This window comes from Allopontixanthobacter sediminis, from assembly GCF_009828115.1.
GTDB classification, from domain to species: Bacteria; Pseudomonadota; Alphaproteobacteria; order Sphingomonadales; family Sphingomonadaceae; genus Allopontixanthobacter; species Allopontixanthobacter sediminis.
The window spans coordinates 133,995-153,402 of record NZ_WTYL01000002.1 but is presented as its reverse complement, the minus strand read 5'-3'; the positions used below and the strand labels follow the sequence as shown (position 1 = coordinate 153,402).

The 19,408-nt window shown below is 62.7% G+C and carries 16 protein-coding genes; 9 read left to right on the top strand and 7 right to left on the bottom strand.

Annotated features, from left to right (window positions below; translation table 11 throughout):
* Positions 1–9: 9 nt before the first annotated feature.
* From GRI65_RS06465 to GRI65_RS06455, 3 genes are read right to left on the bottom strand one after another with little or no spacing between them, the layout of a single operon-like run.
* Positions 10–942 (bottom strand): Gfo/Idh/MocA family protein, encoded by a 933-nt coding sequence (locus GRI65_RS06465; RefSeq protein ID WP_160755740.1) that lies wholly within the window; start codon positions 940–942, stop codon positions 10–12.
* On the bottom strand, positions 939–1,922 hold the full coding sequence (gene araD1, locus GRI65_RS06460) for an AraD1 family protein (RefSeq protein WP_269816313.1): 984 nt from the start codon (positions 1,920–1,922) through the stop codon (positions 939–941). Before araD1 ends, GRI65_RS06465 begins: the two co-directional genes overlap by 4 nt.
* Before the next feature lie 16 nt (positions 1,923–1,938).
* Positions 1,939–2,949, bottom strand: coding sequence for a family 43 glycosylhydrolase (locus GRI65_RS06455; RefSeq protein ID WP_160755739.1), 1,011 nt, complete (start codon positions 2,947–2,949; stop codon positions 1,939–1,941).
* Positions 2,950–3,154: 205 nt separating this feature from the next.
* Between GRI65_RS06455 and GRI65_RS06450 the strand changes: the two genes are divergently transcribed.
* On the top strand, positions 3,155–3,889 hold the full coding sequence (locus GRI65_RS06450) for a FadR/GntR family transcriptional regulator (RefSeq protein WP_232844054.1): 735 nt from the start codon (positions 3,155–3,157) through the stop codon (positions 3,887–3,889).
* 14 nt (positions 3,890–3,903) lie between these two features.
* Here GRI65_RS06450 and GRI65_RS06445 read toward each other — a convergent pair whose 3' ends face one another.
* Positions 3,904–5,697, bottom strand: coding sequence for an IlvD/Edd family dehydratase (locus GRI65_RS06445; RefSeq protein WP_160755737.1), 1,794 nt, complete (start codon positions 5,695–5,697; stop codon positions 3,904–3,906).
* Positions 5,698–5,812: 115 nt separating this feature from the next.
* Between GRI65_RS06445 and GRI65_RS06440 the strand changes: the two genes are divergently transcribed.
* The 6 genes from GRI65_RS06440 (at position 5,813) to GRI65_RS06415 (ending at position 14,908) form a co-directional block, all read left to right on the top strand.
* The gene (locus tag GRI65_RS06440) at positions 5,813–7,120 is read left to right on the top strand and encodes a sugar MFS transporter (protein ID WP_160755736.1); all 1,308 of its coding nucleotides are present in this window, start codon (positions 5,813–5,815) and stop codon (positions 7,118–7,120) included.
* 233 nt (positions 7,121–7,353) lie between these two features.
* The gene (locus GRI65_RS06435) at positions 7,354–10,491 is read left to right on the top strand and encodes a TonB-dependent receptor (RefSeq protein ID WP_232843985.1); all 3,138 of its coding nucleotides are present in this window, start codon (positions 7,354–7,356) and stop codon (positions 10,489–10,491) included.
* A 157-nt stretch (positions 10,492–10,648) separates the two neighbouring features.
* On the top strand, positions 10,649–11,392 hold the full coding sequence (locus GRI65_RS06430; protein WP_160755735.1) for a SapC family protein: 744 nt from the start codon (positions 10,649–10,651) through the stop codon (positions 11,390–11,392).
* Positions 11,393–11,430: 38 nt separating this feature from the next.
* Complete coding sequence (locus GRI65_RS06425; RefSeq protein WP_160756501.1) at positions 11,431–12,420, top strand: cupin-like domain-containing protein; 990 nt, start codon at positions 11,431–11,433, stop codon at positions 12,418–12,420.
* A gap of 22 nt (positions 12,421–12,442) precedes the next feature.
* Complete coding sequence (locus tag GRI65_RS06420) at positions 12,443–13,945, top strand: tryptophan halogenase family protein (protein ID WP_160755734.1); 1,503 nt, start codon at positions 12,443–12,445, stop codon at positions 13,943–13,945.
* A gap of 87 nt (positions 13,946–14,032) precedes the next feature.
* A complete protein-coding gene (locus GRI65_RS06415; RefSeq protein ID WP_160755733.1) occupies positions 14,033–14,908 on the top strand; it encodes an LOG family protein in 876 nt (291 codons plus the stop codon).
* Here the strand turns inward: GRI65_RS06415 and thiD are convergent.
* From thiD to glmM, 3 genes are read right to left on the bottom strand one after another with little or no spacing between them, the layout of a single operon-like run.
* A complete protein-coding gene (thiD, locus tag GRI65_RS06410; protein ID WP_160755732.1) occupies positions 14,905–15,771 on the bottom strand; it encodes a bifunctional hydroxymethylpyrimidine kinase/phosphomethylpyrimidine kinase in 867 nt (288 codons plus the stop codon). The two genes, GRI65_RS06415 and thiD, sit on opposite strands and share 4 nt — an antisense overlap.
* Positions 15,768–16,001 carry a DUF1272 domain-containing protein gene (locus GRI65_RS06405; RefSeq protein ID WP_160755731.1) on the bottom strand — a complete coding sequence of 78 codons (234 nt, stop codon included), beginning with the start codon at positions 15,999–16,001 and terminating at the stop codon, positions 15,768–15,770. The genes thiD and GRI65_RS06405 overlap by 4 nt, the downstream gene beginning before the upstream one ends.
* Positions 16,001–17,338 carry a phosphoglucosamine mutase gene (glmM, locus tag GRI65_RS06400; protein WP_160755730.1) on the bottom strand — a complete coding sequence of 446 codons (1,338 nt, stop codon included), beginning with the start codon at positions 17,336–17,338 and terminating at the stop codon, positions 16,001–16,003. The genes GRI65_RS06405 and glmM overlap by 1 nt, the downstream gene beginning before the upstream one ends.
* 93 nt (positions 17,339–17,431) lie before the next feature.
* Between glmM and GRI65_RS06395 the strand changes: the two genes are divergently transcribed.
* Both GRI65_RS06395 and GRI65_RS06390 read left to right on the top strand, forming a co-directional pair.
* A complete protein-coding gene (locus GRI65_RS06395) occupies positions 17,432–18,697 on the top strand; it encodes a dicarboxylate/amino acid:cation symporter (protein ID WP_202391209.1) in 1,266 nt (421 codons plus the stop codon).
* A gap of 84 nt (positions 18,698–18,781) precedes the next feature.
* A complete protein-coding gene (locus GRI65_RS06390; RefSeq protein ID WP_160755729.1) occupies positions 18,782–19,393 on the top strand; it encodes a superoxide dismutase in 612 nt (203 codons plus the stop codon).
* The last annotated feature ends 15 nt before the right edge of the window (positions 19,394–19,408 follow it).

The window sequence follows — 19,408 nt, the reverse complement described above, 5'->3', positions numbered from 1 at the left end:
GGGCCGACGCTACTCGTGAAATTCGGCAACCTGCTGGAGGGTGCAGCGCTCCAGCGCCTCGTCAACCAGCCGCAGCGGGGCGAGGTCGATGTCGCTGCTTCCCGATACGAGAAGCCGCGCGAAGCGGGTATATAGCGCGGGATATTCGCGGTTGGCGGCGCGGGTTTCGCCCTCGAGCAACGTAAGCACACTGCCGCCCGCGGAAAGCTTCAGGATGCCCCCATCGGTTTCAACCAGTATGTCCCAGGTTTGTGGACCGGTCTGGAGAAAGTCGAGATCGAGCGAGAGCGGCATTCCGGTATTGTCCCGCAGTACCACTTGCCCTGAAACTGGCGCGGCGCAATTGGCCGGCACCTGCAATTTGCCGCCGACGACTTCCAGCGGATGCGGCAGGATTTCGGTTGCGATCGAGAGCGCATTTATGCCGGGGTCGAACACGCCGAAACCGCCTTGGCGCCAGATCCAGGCCTGCCCGGGATGCCACACCCGGACATCTTCCCGCCAGACGATTGCAACGCTGCGAACGACCTTGTCCGCCAACCATTCGCGCGCCGGGGCGACTCCTGCGGCATAGCGGGAGTGCCATGCGGCGAAGAGGGTGGTCCCAGCCTTTTCGGCCGCGCTTCGCAGGCCTTCCGCCTCGGCCAAAGTGGTTCCGGGGGGCTTTTCCAGCAAGACATGCTTGCCCGCCGCGATTGCTGAAAGCGCCAGTTGCCGGCGCCACTGCGGCGGGGTGCACAGGCTTACTGCATCGATCGCAACCTCGCTGGCGAGCAGTGCATCGAGCGATGTGAAATGCGCCGATTCGCCGAGGCCGCCGGACGATGGATCGACTGTTGCTACCAAGTCGAAATCATCGCTCTGGGCGATCGCCGGGACATGCTGGTCCCGCGCAATCTTGCCCAGACCAACCAACGCAATGCGGCGCGGCTTCGCCGTCACAAGGCGCGGACCTGCGCGGGAACTTCAGCCGTGTCGGCGGAGGCCAGGCTGTTTCGCAGCGGCAGGTCGAAGGGCGGCGCAGCGATTTCGAACAGGTCGCCGTCCTGTGTCTCCACTCCGTCCGCGAAGCTGGCGGTAGAGGTGCCGAAGAAATGCACATGCACATCGCCGGGGCGGCGGAACAGGCCGTATTTGAAATGGTGATGCTCCAGATTGGCGAGGCTGTGCGACATGTTCGCCTCGCCGGTCAGGAACGGTTTCTCCCACAGCACCGCGCCGCCGCGGCGGATTCGGCAAGTGCCGCGAATATCCTGCGGCAATTCGCCCAGCAGCAACTCGGGTCCGAGCGATGCCTGCCGCAATTTGGAATGCGCCAGCCACAGATAATTGTGTTTCTCGGTCACATGATCGGAAAACTCGTTGCCGAGGCAGAAACCGAGCCGCCAAGGGGTCCCGTCGGGGCCGATCAGGTAGATGCCCGCGATTTCGGGCTCCTCTCCGCCATCCTGCGCATAGGGCGGGCGGCTGAGTGCGGCGCCCGGCGGTACCAGATGGTCGCCATTGCCCTTGTAGAACCATTCCGGTTGCTGGCCGATGTTGTCCGTGGCCGGCTTGCCGCCTTCCAGCCCCTCGAGGAACATCCGCATGGAGTCGGTAAGCTGCTCGCCCGCGGCCGCAGCCTTGTGCATCCGGTCGCGTCCTTCGGCGCTGCCGAGATGGGTCAGGCCGGTGCCCGCCAGCCATAAATGGGCTGGATCGGGGTGATCGATCGGGGCCAGCAGCTGTACGGCTTCCAGCGCCGCGATGATGTCGACCGGTTCGCCGACGCCCGCCGCCGCGACTTCTTCCGCCAAGGAACGCCCGGAGGAAATGGCGGCGATCGCCAGGCTGCGCGTGTCGGTATGGCCGATCACAACCCGATATTCGCCTGCATTCCCGGCGAGCACGGAACGTTCGCCGGAAACAGTGCGGTGCTGCATCAGTTTCATGGGCGCGTCACTCACCGGGCAGGATACCCTGGCTGGTCTGTTCGACTGGCATAATCAGCCCGTCCTTGCCAAACCGCATCCGCTCAACTGCGACAGCGCGGCGGCCGATGGCGCCGGTCTGGTCGCCCACTGTCAACGTGCCCACGTGGTAGAACAGATACCACTCGCCGCGGAATTCGACTATTCCAGGGTGGATGGTGAAGCTGTTGGCAGCAGCGCCGGTAATCTCGCCGCGCCATGTCCAGGGACCCTTGATCGAGGGCGCGGTGGCATAGGAAATTCGCTCGTCCGGGCTGATCGCCTTGTCCATCGAGGCGTAGGCGAGATAATAGATATTACCGCGCTTGAACACCCACGGGCCTTCCTCGAAATCGGGCAGTTCGATGCGCTCGATCGGTCCGGCGAAGCTGATCATGTCGTCCGCGAGCGGCGCGACCTTGAGTTCGGCGTTGCCCCAGAACAGGTAGCTCGTGCCATCCGGCTCGGTCCACACGGTGGGATCGATATCGTCCCAATGGTGCGGCCCCGCAGTGTCCTCGTTACGCACCAGGGCGGAACCGCGCGCATCGCGGAACGGCCCCAGCGGATTATCCGCCACCGCAACCCCGATTGACTTGCCGTGGCTGGTGGCCGGGTCGTGCTCGACCGCAGTGTAAAACCAGAAGCGCCCGTCCTTCTCGTGCACCTGGCTTGCCCATGCGTCCTTCTGCACCCACGCAAAGTCGGTCGGACGCATGACCGGTCCGTGCTCGGTCCAGTTGACCATGTCCTTCGTCGAATAGGCGAGCCATTCGGTGATGTTGAACATTTCCTCGCCCCGGGCCTCGTCATGGCCGACATAGAGGTAGAGCGTATCCCCGACCACCAGCGGCGCGGGGTCGGCGGTGAAACGGTCGCGCACCAGGGGATTGCCTTGGTTGACGAAGGTTCGCCCCAGATGTTCCGGCATTTGCGCGGTCGTGCAGCCCGACAGCAGCGCCGCTGAAACTGCAGCGGCCAACACCCTAAATCTCGCCATGATGCGCTCCCATCTTCACTGCATGGAGAATTACTCCGACAAATCGCGAAGTCAAACGGTCTTCACCCGAGGCTCCTCCAACCGGTGCATGGGTTGATTTTTGATGTGCAAATCCGAATAGACTGCGGGCAAGGCAGCATAGGCCTGCCACGAAGGGGAACCCATGGACGCCAAAAAGCCCGGAGCATCCGCCCGATCGGACGCGATGGTGCAGCGGCTGGCCGATACGCCGCGCGGTTCAGGGCGGCGCTTGCGCGGTGCGGTGGCGCATTATCTGGGCTGCGCAATTGTTTCGGGCGAGATTGAACCCGGCGCGCGGCTGACCGGCGAGATCGCCAATTCCGAAGCGCTCAACGTCTCGCGCAGCGCCTACCGCGAAGCCGTGCAGGTACTGACGGCGAAAGGCCTGGTTGCGAGCAAGCCAAAGGACGGCACCCGGGTCATGCCGCGCAGTAACTGGAACCTCCTCGATCCGCTGGTGCTCGCGTGGGCTTTCAGCGGAGAACCCGACCGGCGGTTCGTGAAGGACCTGTTCGAACTGCGCGCATTGGTGGAACCGGGCATCGCACGGCTGGCCGCCGAACGGCGCAGCAAGGGCGATCTGGCGGCCATGAAGACGGCATTGGCCGCGATGCGCCAGCATACTTTGGCGTCCGAGGCCGGGCGCACGGCGGATCGCGAATTTCATGAAGCGCTATTGCGCGCGGCCAGCAATGAAGTGCTGATGTCGCTGGCGGCCAGCATCGGTTCGGCGGTCAACCTCACCACCCAGTACAAGCAGCGCGCCCGGGCCTTGCCGCGGGATCCGATCCCCGACCATGTCCGGGTGTTCGATGCCGTGGCGGCTGGTGACGGAGCGGCAGCCGGCGCGGCCATGCAGGTCCTGATCGAACTCGCGCACCACGATACCAGCGCGGCCATGGACGGCGCGCACGACTGACCTTGAACTTGCGGCTAGTGGTTGTCGCGCGGCAGTCCGCGAGTCTGCGCGATACGCTGGTATTTCTCGGCCCCTTCGAGGATTGCGCCGCTGTCGAGCTGGCCAACCAGCGCGCGCTGGATTTCCTGCCACGGCGTCTGCGAAGGCGGGCAGGGAAACCCTCCTGCCGCCTCCAGTGCGGCTCGGCGCTGGGCTAGTTCATTCTCGCCGATCAGCAGGTTCACCTCGCCGCGTTTCAGGTCGATCCGGATGCGGTCTCCCGTCCGGACCAGCGCCAGCCCGCCCTGAACTGCGGCCTCGGGCGACGCGTTGAGGATCGACGGGCTGGCGGACGTGCCTGATTGCCGCCCGTCACCAAGGCACGGCAATGAGGCGACGCCTTCGGTGAGCAGATAAGCGGGCGGCCGCATGTTGACCACCTCGGCGGCCCCTGGATAACCCACCGGTCCCGCCCCGCGCATGATCAGCAGCGTACGCGAAGTGATCCCGAGCGCGGGATCGTCGATCCTCGCATGGTAATCCTCTGGCCCGTCGAACACTGCGACGAGCCCCTCGAACGCGTCCGGATCGTCCGGATCGGACAAGAACCTCTGGCGGAATTCTTCGCCGATCACGCTGGTTTTCATGATCGCGGCGTCGAAGATATTGCCGCGGAGCACGATGAAACCGGCGTTATCGAGCAGCGGCTGGCCGAGAGGGCGGATGACTCGCTCGTCCTCGATCTCGGTGTCGCGGCAATTTTCGCCGATGGTGCACCCGTTCACAGTGAGCGCCTGTTCGCGGATGACCCCTGCCTGCATCAGCTGCGCCACCACCGCCGGCACCCCGCCGGCACGGTAGAAATCCTCGCCAAGATATTCGCCCGCCGGCTGGAGGTTGACCAGCAGCGGCAGCTTGTGGCCATGCTCCTGCCAATCATCGAGGTTGAGATCGACACCAAGGTGGCGCGCGAGCGCGGCCAGATGAATCGGCGCATTGGTGGACCCGCCGATCGCCGAATTGACCGCGATGGCATTCAGGAAGCTGTCCCGCGTCATGATGTCCGATGGTTTGACATCATCGCGGACCAGTTCGACCACCCGCTTGCCGGTGAGATAGGCGGCTTCCTGCCGGTCGCGGTAGGGGGCGGGGATCGCGGCGCTGCCGGGCAGCATCATGCCTAGCGCTTCGGCCAGCGAGTTCATCGTGGTCGCGGTGCCCATGGTGTTGCAGTAGCCGGTCGAGGGGGCTGAGCTGGCGACCAGCTTGATAAAGCCGGCATCGTCGATTTCGCCCCGCGCCAGCAAATCGCGCGCTTTCCACACGATCGTGCCCGAACCTGTCCGCTCGCCCTTGTGCCATCCATTAAGCATCGGGCCGACCGACAGGGCGATAGCGGGAATATTGACGGTGGCAGCCGCCATCAGACAGGCAGGCGTCGTCTTGTCACAGCCGGTGGTCAGCACCACTCCGTCTAGCGGATAGCCATAGAGCAGTTCCACCAGCGCCAGGTAGGCGAGGTTGCGGTCCAGCCCCGCAGTCGGGCGTTTGCCGGTTTCCTGGATCGGGTGGACGGGGAATTCCAGCACGATCCCGCCCGCCTCGCGCACGCCTTCACGAATGCGCTCAGCCAATACCAAGTGATGTCGGTTGCAGGGGCTGAGGTCGCTGCCGGTCTGCGCGATACCGATGATCGGCTTGCCGCCCTGCAACTCATCGAGGCTGAGGCCGAAGTTGAGATAACGTTCGAGGTAGAGCGCAGTCATGTCGACGTTGTCCGGATTGTCGAACCAGGCGCGGCTGCGCAGTTTGGCGGCGGGCAGATTCATAAACCTATTCCCCTGTTGTCGAGCCCGGTTGACGCGTGCCTCGCGCTTCAATACTCCGACAATACAAATAACTGCAAGCGGCTGTGATGGCACGCGCGCAATGAGGGGGTCGATGATGGCAGTAGCACCCGTTAACAATCCGGCAGTCGCGGTCGTCAGTGGTTCGCCTGGTTTCAATTACCGCCCGGCCCTGGCGATGCTGGCCACACTGTTTTTCATGTGGGGCTTCATTACGGTGATCAACAACACGCTGCTGCCGCATCTGCGCAGTGTGTTCGAACTCTCGTATACCGAGACCACCCTGATCGAGAGCGTGTGGTTCATCGCCTACGGGGTCATGGGCATGCCCTCCGCGTTCCTGATCGAGCGGACCGGCTACAAGAAGGCGATCATCATCGGGTTGGGGGTCATGGCCGTCGGCGCGCTGATGATGGTGCCCGCCGCGCGGATGCCTTCGTACGGGGTCACCCTGGCGGCGCTGTTCGTGATTGCCAGCGGGATTACCCTGCTGCAGGTTGCGGCCAATCCCTATGTGGCAGTGATCGGACCGGCGGAAAGCAGCGAGTCGCGGCTCACGCTGGTGCAAGCGTTCAATTCGATGGGAACATTCTTCGCCCCGTATTTCGGCGGTTACCTGATCCTCAGCCGCACAACTGGCGGGACCTCTCTCGAGGGAACCGAGCTGACCGCTGCGCAGAGAATTGCCGACGCCGAGGCGACCCAGTTGCCCTACGTGATGGTCGCAGTCGTGCTGGCCGTGATCGCCGTGGCAATCTGGAAATCAAATCTGCCGGCGATGGGCGCCGCCACCAGCCGCGTCACGCGTGAGGAGCGGCGCAAGCATTCACTATGGAGCCACCGCAACCTGGTCCTCGGGGTGCCCGCGATCTTCATCTACCTTATCGCGGAGATCGGGGTGGCAAACCTGTTCATCAACTTCGTGATCCTGCCCGATATCGCCGGTATCACCCCGGCGGAAGCGGCCAATTACCTGGTCCTGATGTGGGGCGGGATGATGGTCGGACGCTTTGCCGGAAGTTTCATCCTGCGGCGCTTCCCCGCGGACAAGACGCTGGCTTGCTTCGCCTTGTTCGCAATGGTCGTGATGATCGGCGCCGCCACGCTCGACGGTCTTTTTGCCATGTGGTGCCTGATCCTCGTCGGCCTGGGACATTCGATCATGTTCCCGACGATTTTCGCGATGGGGATCAAGGGTCTCGGCCCGCTGACCGAAGAAGGTTCGGGCTTGCTGATCACCGCCATCGCGGGCGGGGCGCTGGTGGTCGCGCAGGGGTGGCTGGCCGATGCTTACGGCTTGCAGAACAGCTTTTGGCTGACTGTCCTGTGTGAAGTCTACATCATCTATTACGCGCTTTGGGGGTCAAAGCCGAATGCGGTGGCGGTAGACGAAGGCACTGCCTGACCTCAATATTAACAGCGAGCCTATGGCGACTTTCCTGATATCGCTACCATTGAACGTTTCGTCCGCAACCAACGGTTTTACGACATCTTTCGAGTTGACAGAATTGCGCATCCTGATATTTCGTTGCTTATGGTAGCGCTATCATCGCTATCTGAGGATTACGACTCGCGGGAAAACCAGCGGGCATCAAAATCAGAACGGCATTCGAATGCCGTCGCAGAGGGAGTAGGATCATGAATATTACGGCCATTGGTTACGTCCAGAATCCGCGTTCGGTTCGTCCGATCGGACGGGCGATTTTGTCGGCAGGCGTTTCTGCCCTGGCGCTTGGGGTTTTCGCCCCGGCCGCCATGGCACAAGACCCGGCAACCGTAGATGAACCCGACGCCATCGTGGTGACCGGCGTCCGCGCCAGCCTCGAGCAGGCGATGGATCTGAAACGCGAAGCCTTCGGTGTCGTCGATGCCATTTCGGCCGAAGATATCGGCAAGTTCCCGGACACCAACCTCGCGGAATCGCTCCAGCGCATTCCGGGTGTGTCGATCAGCCGCATTAACGGCGAAGGTTCGCAGGTTACCGTCCGCGGCTTCGGCCCCTCGTTCAACCTTGTGACCGTCAATGGCCGCCAGATCGCCACGACCTTCGTCAATTCGGTCGGCGGTGACCAGGATGTCGACTTCAGCCGCGCAACCGGCCGCTCGTTCGACTTCAACAACCTCGCATCGGAAGGCGTTTCGCGCCTCGAAGTCTACAAGACCGGCCGCGCTGCGATCCCTTCCGGCGGTATCGGCGCGGCGATCAACATCGTCACCGCACGTCCGCTCGACGTGCCTGGTACCGGCCTGCGCGGCAGCGTCGGTGCGAAGGCGCTGTATGATCTCAGCAACGAGGATTTCCGGGTCGATCCCGAATTCTCGGGCGTCATTACCTACTCCGACCCGGACGACATCTTCGGCGTTTCGCTGTTTGGTGCCTATCAGGAACGCAAGAGCGAGTCGGTCAGCGCTACTTCGAACGCTTGGAACGTGACGCCGTTTTCCAGCTTCCCCGGCCGCGGACCGTCCACGGTGGTCACCGGCGCACCATCCGATCCCGAAACGCTTGTAGCGGTGCCGAACGATAGCCGTTACCACTTCTCCGAATACGAGCGTGAGCGCATCAATCTGGCCGGTACTGCACAGTTCCGCCCGGTCGAAACCCTGACCTTCACAGCCGACGCCATGTTCGTCCGTAACAGCCAGAGCGAGCAGCGGACCGACCAGACGAACTGGTTCAACCGTCCGTTCGACAGCATCACTTTTGACACCAGCGATGCAGTGCCGACCGCCATCTTCATCGAAGAAGGCACCGGATACGGGACCAAGGATCTCGGCTTCGAGCAGCAATTCCGTGCAACCGAAACCGAGCTGCAATCATACGGCCTCAATGCCGAATGGGAAATCGGCCCCGGCTTCACCCTGCGGCTTGACGGCAACCACTCGGTTTCCAACTCTAATCCGGATTCGGCAAACGGCGCCAGCTCCACGCTGTTCAGCATGGGCGCGCCGGTGGTTGACGGCCACTCGGTCGATTTCTCCGGCGCGGTTCCCGTACAGTTGTGGGACCTCGACGACAGCGGAGCCGGCACCGACGGCATCCTTGGCACCGGCGATGATCGCGGGAACAACAACGGCGTACTCGACATTGGCGATCTCGGTTCGCAGATCCAGCGCACCAACGCCTCGCGCCAGCGTCACCGCGTCAACCAACTGAGTGCTGACCTGAGCTGGGAATTCGCCGAAGGCAGCCGGTTCGATCTTGGCGCCCGCTACATCGACTCGAGCATGACCAGTGCCCGCACGCAGACCCAGCAGACGTTGGGCGACTGGGGCATCAACAATGTCGGCGATATCCAAGCGCTTGCCGGAGACCTGGTCGAAGAGTTCTGCCTCTCGTGCAAGTTCGACAAATACAACGTCGGCAATGCGGATACCGTGTTCCGCGGAAATGCTGTCGACCTGTTCCAGATTTTCGAGCCATATTACGCCAACCTCGGTAACCCCAACGACATCACCGGCAACGAATTCGACCGCGTCGGCGAGAAGATCTGGTCGGCCTACGCCCAGTACAATTGGGATGGCCAGCTGGCCGAACGTCCAGTCCAGATCGTAGCGGGTCTCCGCTGGGAAAACACCAAGACCACCTCGTTCTCACGGGTCGACCAGCCCCTGCGGATCGAATGGGATTCGGATAACGACTTCACCCGAGTAGTCAGCGGCAACATCGCGGAAATCACCCGCGGCGGCGAATACAACAAACTGCTGCCATCGATCGATTTCCGGATCGAACCGATGGATGATCTTGTGGCCCGTGTATCCTACTCGAAGACGCTCGCTCGCCCCGATTACGGCAACCTGTTCGCGTCGCAGTCGGCCAACGCGCCTGATCGTCCCACGGTTCTTGGCGGTGTGTCCGGCGGCAACCAGGGCAACCCGAACCTCCAGCCGCTGATCTCGGAAAACTTCGACATCTCGCTGGAATGGTATTTCGCACCCACCAGCTTCGTGTCCGGCGCATTCTTCGTGAAGAACGTGTCCAACTTCGTAGGCGTGGGCCAAGTCGAACAGAACCTGTTCGGCCTGCGGGATCCAACCACCGGGGCGCCGGGAACCCGTTCGGGCGCGGCGCTAGCTGCAATCGACGGTCTCGGGGCGGTGCTGAGCGACGTGAGCCTGTTCACCATGACGGCGCTGATCGATGCCAACGGCGGCAACGTGGCGGCAGCTACGGCGCAGTTCCAGGCGAACCTCAATCCCAACGGCCAGCTCAACCAAGCGTTCGTGGACACCACGCTAGCGGCTTATGACGTGATCGCCAACGATACCGACCCGCTGTTCAACTTCCAGGTCTCCACCCCGATCAACAACCGTAGTGGCAACGTCCACGGGTTCGAGCTTCAGGGCCAGTACTTCCTGGGAACAACCGGCTTCGGTGTCTCGGGTTCGTTCACCAAGGTGTACGGCGATGTCGATGCCGACGTACTGTCCGATCCGGGTACCGACGTGTTTGCGCTGACCGGCCTGTCCGACAGCTTCAACATCACCGGCATCTATGAACAGGGCGGCCTGTCGGCCCGCGTAGCTTACAACTGGCGCGACAAATTCCTGTCGGCGGTCAACCGCGGGGGCAGCCGTAACCCGGTCTTCTTCGACTCTTTCGGCACCCTGGACGCTAGCATCAGCTATGATCTCAACGAACAGATGAGCTTCTCGCTCGAAGCAGTGAACATCCTGAGTGAACCGATCCGGTCCTATGGCCGCGACGAGAACCAGCTGTTCTTCGCGCAGGAACTCAAGCCCCGCGTATATGTCGGAGCCCGCTACCGGTTCTGACCCGACGGGTCGCAAGCCTGGAACACCAGGCTGATCGGGGAGGGTTCCTGGCAGCAGGAACCCTCCCTTGTTCGTTCCCGTGATTGTGCCCTGTGATTGTGCTTGCCGCGCATGATACCGGTGGTAGGCATAGACCAGCAGAAAACGCGAAAAAATCATGACCAGCGCCCTATTGAACAATGTCGATCACCACGATGTGCGGATCATCACGCGCGGCGGTGCGGAGTTCGGCGATGCGGTGAACCAGGTAATGCTGCTGCCTACCGAATTCGAACTGGCACAGCGCGAATTCCCGATCGTCCTGCGCCCGGACGCCGACGGAAAGTTGCGACCGGTGGCGCTGCTCGGGCTTGGCAAGGACGAGAACCTGTTCCTAGATCCCGCAGCCGGGTGGACTTCGAACTATGTGCCGGCACTGCTGCAGCGCGGACCGTTCAGCATCGCGGCGTCGGAGCAGGCCGATGTCGAACCGATGATCCGGATCGATCTGGCCCACCCGCGCGTGTCGCGCAGCGAAGGCATCCCGGTGTTCCTTCCGCATGGCGGCCACAGCGACTATCTCCATCATATCACCGGGGTTTTGCGGGCGATCTATGTTGGTCATCACCTGTTGGACCCGATGGTCGAAGCTTTCTCCAACGCCGGCCTGCTGGACCCGGTGAACCTGCAATTGCAGGTCGGCGAAGACGAAGTTTATGCCGTATCCGACGCGGTCACTATCGACCGTGAACGTCTGGCCGCGCTGACCGCCGCCGAACTCGAGGCGCTTCATCAGGGCGGGTTCCTTCAATCGGCGTTTTTCATTGCCGCCTCGCTCGCCAACGTTCAGCGCCTGGTGGACCGGAAGGGCGCGCGGGGGGCGGCGGTCGCAGCTAACGCAGCTAACGCAGCCGAAACGTGAGCGAGTGGGGAACCCCGGTCCGGCGTATCACCGGCGTCATGCCGGATGCCATTCCCTTCGCGGAACTCATTGCGGACCAGCAACCGGTAGTCCTCGAGGGCCTGGCGAGCGAATGGCCAATGGTCGGACGCGGCCTTCAGGGGGCAGCGCAGGCGGCCGCCTACCTCAAGGAATTCGGCAGCGAAAGCTTCGTCACGCTGTTTACCGGACCACCCGAAATCGGCGGCCGGTTCCACTACACCGACGATCTGTCGGGACTCAATTTCTCCTCGGGCAGGGCAAAACTTGGTGAGGTACTCGACCTGGTCCTCGACGGAATCGGCGATGCGGCAGGCCCGGCCTATTATGTCGGATCGACCGATCTCGACCAGTTCCTCCCCGGTTTCCGGACGGATAACGACCTTACGCTCGATCATCCCGATTTCGGCGTGCGTCCACCGCTCGCCAGTGTCTGGATCGGCAACCGCACGACCGCGGCGGCGCATTACGATATCTCCAACAACCTCGCCTGCTGCCTCGTTGGCAAGCGGCGTTTCACGTTGTTCCCGCCGGAGCAGGTGGGCAATCTCTACCCCGGACCGCTCGATCCGACCCCGGGCGGCCAGGTCGTGACGATGGTCGATTTCCGAAAGCCGGACCTCGAACGCTATCCGCGCTTTGCCGAGGCCATGGCGGCGGCGCAAATTGCCGATCTGGAGCCGGGCGACGTCCTTTATTACCCGGCGCTGTGGTGGCACCAGGTCAACGCGCTGGCGCCGTTCAATGTGATGGCCAATTACTGGTGGAACCCGGTCCCGGCGCATATCGACACGCCGCAGAACACCCTGCTCCACGCCATGCTCAGCCTTCGGGACCGGCCCGGGACCGAGAAGCAGGCGTGGCGCGCGATGTTCGAACATTACGTGTTCGGGCCGGCCGAGGCAGCCGGCGATCACTTGCCTCCTGCGGCACGCGGACCGCTCGGCCCGGTGGACGAGATGACTGCACGGCGGCTGCGTGCGCAACTGCTCAATCGGCTCAACCGGTAGGCATGGACAAGGGGATTTAGCAGTGAGCGGCAGGCCGGTCAGGAAAGTGGTCATCGCGGGCGGGGGAACCGCGGGTTGGACGGTAGCCGCCGCGCTGGTCAAGAACATCGGTTCGCTAGTGGAGATCGTGCTCGTCGAATCCGACGCGATCGGCACGGTCGGCGTCGGCGAGTCCACCATCCCCACCGCGCGCCGCTTCCACGAATTGCTCGGTATCGACGAACGCGAGTTCGTTCGCGCCACGCAGGCGAGCTTCAAGCTCGGCATCAGCTTCGAAAACTGGACGCGGGACAGAGAACGCTACTTCCATTCCTTCGGCACCGTTGGACGATCGACCTGGATGGCCGATTTTCAGCACATGTGGCTGGAGGCGCGCGCGATGGGGGTCGCGGGGCCGCTGGAGGATTACAGTCTCGAAACGCAGGCCGCGCTGACGGGAAAATTCCGGGCCGGCTCCGGCGAAGGCTCGTCGCTCAATTACGCCTATCATCTCGATGCGACGGCTTATGGCCAATATTTGCGGGGCTTTGCGGAGCCGCTAGGGGTCACCCGTATCGAGGGCAAGATCGGCGACGTGCGGCTTAACCCCGAAAGCGGCTTCATCGCCTCGCTAGTGCTGGATAATGGAGAAATTATCGAAGGCGATTTGTTCATCGACTGCACCGGCTTTCGCGCGCTGCTGATCGAGGGTGCGCTCGAAACCGGCTACGAAGACTGGACCCACTGGCTGTCTACCGACCGTGCGCTTGCGGTGCAGACCAAGGCGGTCGGTCCGGCGCGCCCCTACACCCGCGCCATCGCGCACCGGGCAGGCTGGCAGTGGCAAATCCCCCTCCAGCACCGGGTCGGCAATGGGCTGGTTTATTCCAGCGCACATTTGTCGGACGACGATGCGATCAGATTGCTCGAAAGCCGGGTTGAAGGCGAGATGCTGACCGATCCGCGCCTGATCCGCTATGTTTCGGGCACGCGGCGCGCATCGTGGAACCGCAATTGCGTAGCCATCGGCCTTTCCAGCGGGTTCGTCGAACCGCTCGAATCCACCAGCATCCATCTCATCATGATCGCGGTCACGCGGCTGTTGCAATTGTTCCCCTTCAGCGGCGTGAACGAGGCACTGGCCGCGCGCTACAACGATTTGTCGCGCACCGAACTGGAGGGGATCCGCGATTTCATCATCCTCCATTACCACTTGAACGAGCGTGCCGGCGAACCGTTCTGGGACCGCTGCCGCATCATGGAAATTCCCGATAGCCTCGCCAGCCGGATTGCCTTGTTCCGCGAAAGCGCCACCGCGTTCCAGGCCAATGACGAGTTGTTCCGCATCGACAGCTGGGTGCAGGTGATGCTGGGGCAGGGGCTCCAGCCGGACAGCCATCATGCGCTGGGCCGAATGATCGGAGCCGAGCGACTGGGCGGATCGCTTGCCAGCCTGGCTGCGAATATCCGCCAACAGGCCGGAAGCCTGCCGCAGCACCAAGCGTTTCTTGATGCCTTCAGTCCGCAGGCGCAGCCGTCAGGATAATTTCCGGCTTCGCAGACGCCCACTACAATTCCTGCCAGGCGAATTCCCGGCTTGCCCGCGCTTCGCACCGCCCTTAGTGCGGCAGTCATGACAGAAGAAGAAAACGAGCACGACCTTAGCAATCGCCGGTTTTATCCCGCGAGTGTCGAGGCCAAAACCGCTGTGTCCATGCCGAAGCAGACACCGCAGACGCGGCATCCGGCCTATCGGTTGGCGTTTCAGGACGACGATTTCCTGCTTCGCGAAGAATTGCGGCCCGTCCGGTTCCAGCTGGAGTTGCTGAAGCCCGAAATGCTGCTGGAAGAAGCCGGCGTCGGCTCAACACTGGTGATGTATGGTTCGGCGCGGATACCTTCGCCGGCGCAGGCGGAACTGTTGGTCGCCAACGCGCCTGCAGACCGGAAAGCCGTGGCTGAAAAACTGGCAGAAAAATCTAAATATTATCAGGAAGCCTATAATCTTGGCCGGCTGGTCAGTGAAAAGGCAATCGTCGAGGACGGCAAGCGCCAGTTCGTGATCTGTTCGGGCGGCGGACCCTCGATCATGGAAGCAGCCAATCACGGGGCATCCGATGCCGGCGCAGAATCCATCGGGCTGAACATCGCCCTGCCACACGAACAGGCGCCCAATTCCTACGTCACGCCGTACCTGTCTTTCCAGTTCCATTATTTCGCGCTGCGCAAGATGCACTTCCTGCTGCGGGCTCGGGCGGTCGCGGTGTTTCCGGGCGGGTTCGGGACGCTCGACGAATTTCTCGAACTGCTCACGCTGATCCAGACCGGCAAGATGAAACCGATCCCGGTGCTGCTGTTCGGCAAGGAATTCTGGACCCGGGTGGTCAATTTCGAGGCGCTGGCCGAAGAAGGCACGATTAACCCCGCCGATCTGGACTTGTTCCGCTGGTGCGAAACGGCCGAAGACGCCTGGTGCCATATTGCGGAGTTCTACGACCTCGAGTGCTAAGCGCTGTTGCGGACTGCCTGATGTCCCATCGGTCCGTTGCCGCGCCCGAAACCGGGGGCGTGCTCCATCGCGCTGTAAACGAACTTGCGGGCGATCCGGACAGCGTCTTCGAGCGGTAGGCCGTGGCCGATCAGTGTTGCGATTGCGGAGGACAGGGTGCAGCCGCTGCCGTGGGTGTGCGGGGTCGACAGCCGCGGGTGCTGGAATACCGACGCATCGCCGGAGGGGCTGACCAACACGTCGATCACGCGCTCGTCATCGGTATGGCCGCCCTTCGCCAGCACGTCGCAGCCCGCCTGCTTCGCCAGTTCGCCGGCAGCATCCTGCATCAGTTCGAGTGTGCGGAGTTCGCGGTCGGCGAGCAATTCCAGTTCGGGTAGGTTCGGCGTCAACAGCGTGGCGAGCGGGAACAACCGTGCGCGCATCGCCGAAATCGCAGCCTCGTCGATCAATCGCGCACCTGAGGTCGCCACCATCACCGGGTCGAGCACGATCGGAAAGCGACCGGTTCCCGGAGGAGCGTTCTTCGCGATGTGCCCGGCGGCGGAACGGGCGTTGATCTCGGGCGCCGCAACCAGCGCCGCGGCAACATGGTGGACTATGTCCTCGTTCCCGAGCATGCCGATCTTGATCGCGTCAGCGCCGATATCGTCGATGCACGAAGCGATCTGTTCCTGCACGAACTCGCCCGCGATCGGGGTGATCCCTTGCACGCCGACGGTGTTCTGGGCCGTCACTGCGGTAATCGCAGTCATCGCAAAGCCGCTAAGCATCGTGATCGTCTTGATATCGGCCTGGATGCCCGCACCGCCGGAACTGTCCGATCCGGCAATGCTGAGGATGCGGGGCGGGGCCTTGTTCATCGGGACGGACCGTTGAATTTGCGTTCCGAACTTGCGGGAAACTTTTCCTGCAGGGCCGCGCTTCGCGATGGCCGGTCCATCAACTCGCCGCCGCAATTGGGACAGCGGTCATCCAGTTCTTCCGCACATCCGGCGCAAAAGGTACATTCGAAACTGCAGATGAATGCACCGGGAGCCGCAGCAGGAAGGTCCGCCCCGCAGCGCTCGCAATCGGGGCGCATTTCCAGCATCAGGCGGCGTCCTGCACGGCGGCGCAGATCCGCTCCACGATGGCACGGACTTGCGCCTCGTCATCACCTTCCGCCATCACCCGGATGACCGGTTCGGTGCCGGACGGACGAATTACCAGCCGGCCCTTGCCAGCAAGTTCCGCTTCCGCTTCGGCGATGACCGATTGCACGTTTTCATTCTCGAGTGGAGCGCCGCCGGCATAGCGCACGTTCTTGAGCAATTGTGGGACCGGATCGAACAAGTGAAGCAGCTCGCTCGCCTTCTTGCCCGACTGGACCAGTGCAGAGACTACCTGCAACGCAGCAATCGTGCCGTCCCCGGTCGTGGCATTGTCGAGCATGATCATATGGCCTGATTGCTCGCCGCCAACATTGAAACCTCCAGCGCGCATTTTCTCGAGCACATGGCGGTCACCTACCTTGGCGCGCTCCAGCGTCAGCCCCAAGCCCGCCAGATAGCGCTCCAGCCCGAGATTGGACATGACTGTGGCCACGATCCCGCCGCCTTGCAGAGCGCCGCGTGCGGCAAGGCCGGTGGCGATCAATGCCATGATCTGGTCGCCGTCGACCGTGCGCCCGGTCTCGTCAACCACGATCAGCCGGTCGGCATCGCCGTCCAGCGCGATGCCAATATCCGCGCCCTCGCCGATGACCGCGGCCTTCAAGGCATCTAGCGAAGTCGAGCCGACCCCGTCGTTGATGTTCTTCCCGTTGGGATTGACGCCGAGGGTGATGATTTTTGCGCCCAACTCCCATATCGCCGACGGCGCGACTTCGTAGGCCGCCCCGTGCGCGCAATCGACTACGATTTTCAGCCCGTCGAACCGGACCTGCTGGGGAACCGACTGTTTGACTGCGTGGATATAGCGGCCCCGGGCGTCATCTATCCGGCGAGCGCGGCCAATATCGGCGGAGGCCGCTAGAGGCTGGTCTGACTGGATCAGGGTCTCGATGGCCAGCTCGTCCTCGTCCGACAGCTTGAAGCCATCAGGCCCGAACAGCTTGATCCCGTTATCCTCGAACAGGTTGTGGCTGGCGGAGATCATTACCCCAAGATCGGCTCGCATCTCGCGGGTCAGCAGCGCAATCGCCGGGGTGGGCAGGGGGCCGGTCATGATCACGTCCATGCCGACGCTGGTAAAACCGGCGACCAGCGCGCTTTCCATCATATAGCCGGACAGGCGGGTGTCCTTGCCGATCACTACGCGGTGGCGGTGATCGCCGCGCAGGAAGTGACGGCCGGCCGCCTGGCCGACGCGCATCGCGGTCGCCGCGGTCATCACGCCCTGATTGGTGCGGCCCCTGATGCCGTCGGTGCCGAAAAACTTGCGTACCATAGAAATCTCGCCTCAAAGTCATACACGGGCACTGTCGGCCCTTGCCACGGGTTACTGGCGCGTTCAGGGCGCAAAGGGAAGGGGGCCTAGTAGTTGCCAGATATAAACACTCCTGAAACGGCCCCGCAGGGTGCACTCATCGCCATCCGCCTGCCGGTGTGGTGGACCTTCGGTGGATTGATCGCGGGTTTGCTTGCGGGACTTGCGATTGCCGACAGTTCTCAGGCGGATACGGTACTGGCGATTGCGCAACCGACCGGATCGCTATGGCTGCGTGCGCTGCAGATGACGATTATCCCACTCGTAGCTGCGCTCCTGATTCTGGGCATCACGCAAATGGCGCAGGCAGCGCGCGCAGGCAAGGCGGCGAGGCTAATGCTGGGGCTGGTGTTCGCTGTTCTGGTGCTGAGCGGGACAGTTACCGTACTGGCAATGCCCGCGTTGCTCACCATTTTCCCGATCCCGGAAGCGGCGTCGGGGATGCTGGCGGCGAATACAGGCGAGGCGCAGCAGGTGCCGGCCATTGGCGATTTCATCACCTCGCTGATCGCGCCCAACGTCGTGGCCGCGGCGGCGGAAACCGCGATGCTGCCGCTGACGATCTTTTTTGCGATGTTTGCGCTCGCCATGGGGCAATTGCCGGAAGAGCAGCGGCAGACCCTGCTTCGGTTCTTCCGCGCGCTCGCCAATACGATGCTGACGATCATCGGCTGGGTCCTGTGGGCCGCACCAGTCGGAGTGTTCGCTCTCGCGATCGGCGTTGCCGCGCGCAGCGGCGGCGGCGCTTTCGCTACGCTGGCACACTACATCCTCTCGGTAAGCGCGATGGGCGCCTGTGTCCTGGTTGGCGCCTATCTGCTGGCTTTCGCGGTCGGGCGGATCGGACCGCTACGGTTTGCGCGAGCGATGATCCCGGCGCAAGCGGTGGCTATTTCAACGCAAAGCTCGCTGGCCAGCCTGCCGGCGATGTTGGCGAGTGCGGGGACGCTCGGCATTCGCGAACGGACCGCCGATTTCGTGCTGCCGCTGGCAGTCGCGATCTTCCGCGCAACCAGCCCGGCCATGAACCTTGCCGTGGTGATCTATGTCGCAGCGCTGGCGGGTGTGGAACTTACCCCCATGCTGATGATCGCAGGGGTGGCGGTAGCCTTCATTATCAGTATCGGCTCGGTAAGCCTGCCCGGATCGATCAGCTTCGTGGTTTCGATCGGTCCGATTGCGATCGCTATGGGGGTTCCGGTAGAACCGCTCGCCTTGCTGGTCGCGGTCGAGATGTTGCCCGACATCATGCGCACCCTCGCCAATGTTACCATGAATGTCGCCGTGACAGCGGCGGTTGACCGTTCTACCCAGGATTAAACGGCAAACCGGCAACTCTTTGACGGGCCGTGCGTTGAAGGGCTAAGCCCCGAAACAGATTCACACTGACTGATTGGAGAAACCATGTCTTTCAAGCTCACCCCCTTGCCTTATCCCGATACCGCATTGGATCCGGCCATTTCTGCCGAGACGCTGTCGTACCACCACGGCAAGCACCACCAGGCCTATATCGACAAGACTAACACCGCTATCGAAGGCACCGAGCACGCGGACGCCTCGTTGGAAGACGTGATCGCCGCTGCACGGGGTTCCAACCAGGGCCTCTTCAACAACGCCGCGCAGAGCTACAACCACGGCTTCTACTGGCACTCGCTGGCCCCCGAAACGACCAGCGCATCGGAGGAGCTGTCCTCCATGATCGACACCGCATTCGGTTCGGTCGATGACCTCAAGTCCAAGCTCGCAGACCGCGGCGCAGGCCACTTCGCCAGCGGCTGGGTCTGGCTGGCCGAGAAGGACGGCAAGCTATCGGTCGAGGACACGCACGACGGCGATACGCTTGCCGACAGCGGCTTCAACCCGCTGCTGGTAATCGATCTGTGGGAACACGCCTACTATCTCGACCACCAGAACAAGCGCCCGGCGTATCTCGACGCGGTTATCAACCAGAAGCTGAACTGGGCCTTCGCGTCGGAAAATCTGGCACGCGGCACGACCTGGAAATATCCCGACTGAACTGCCTGATACGGT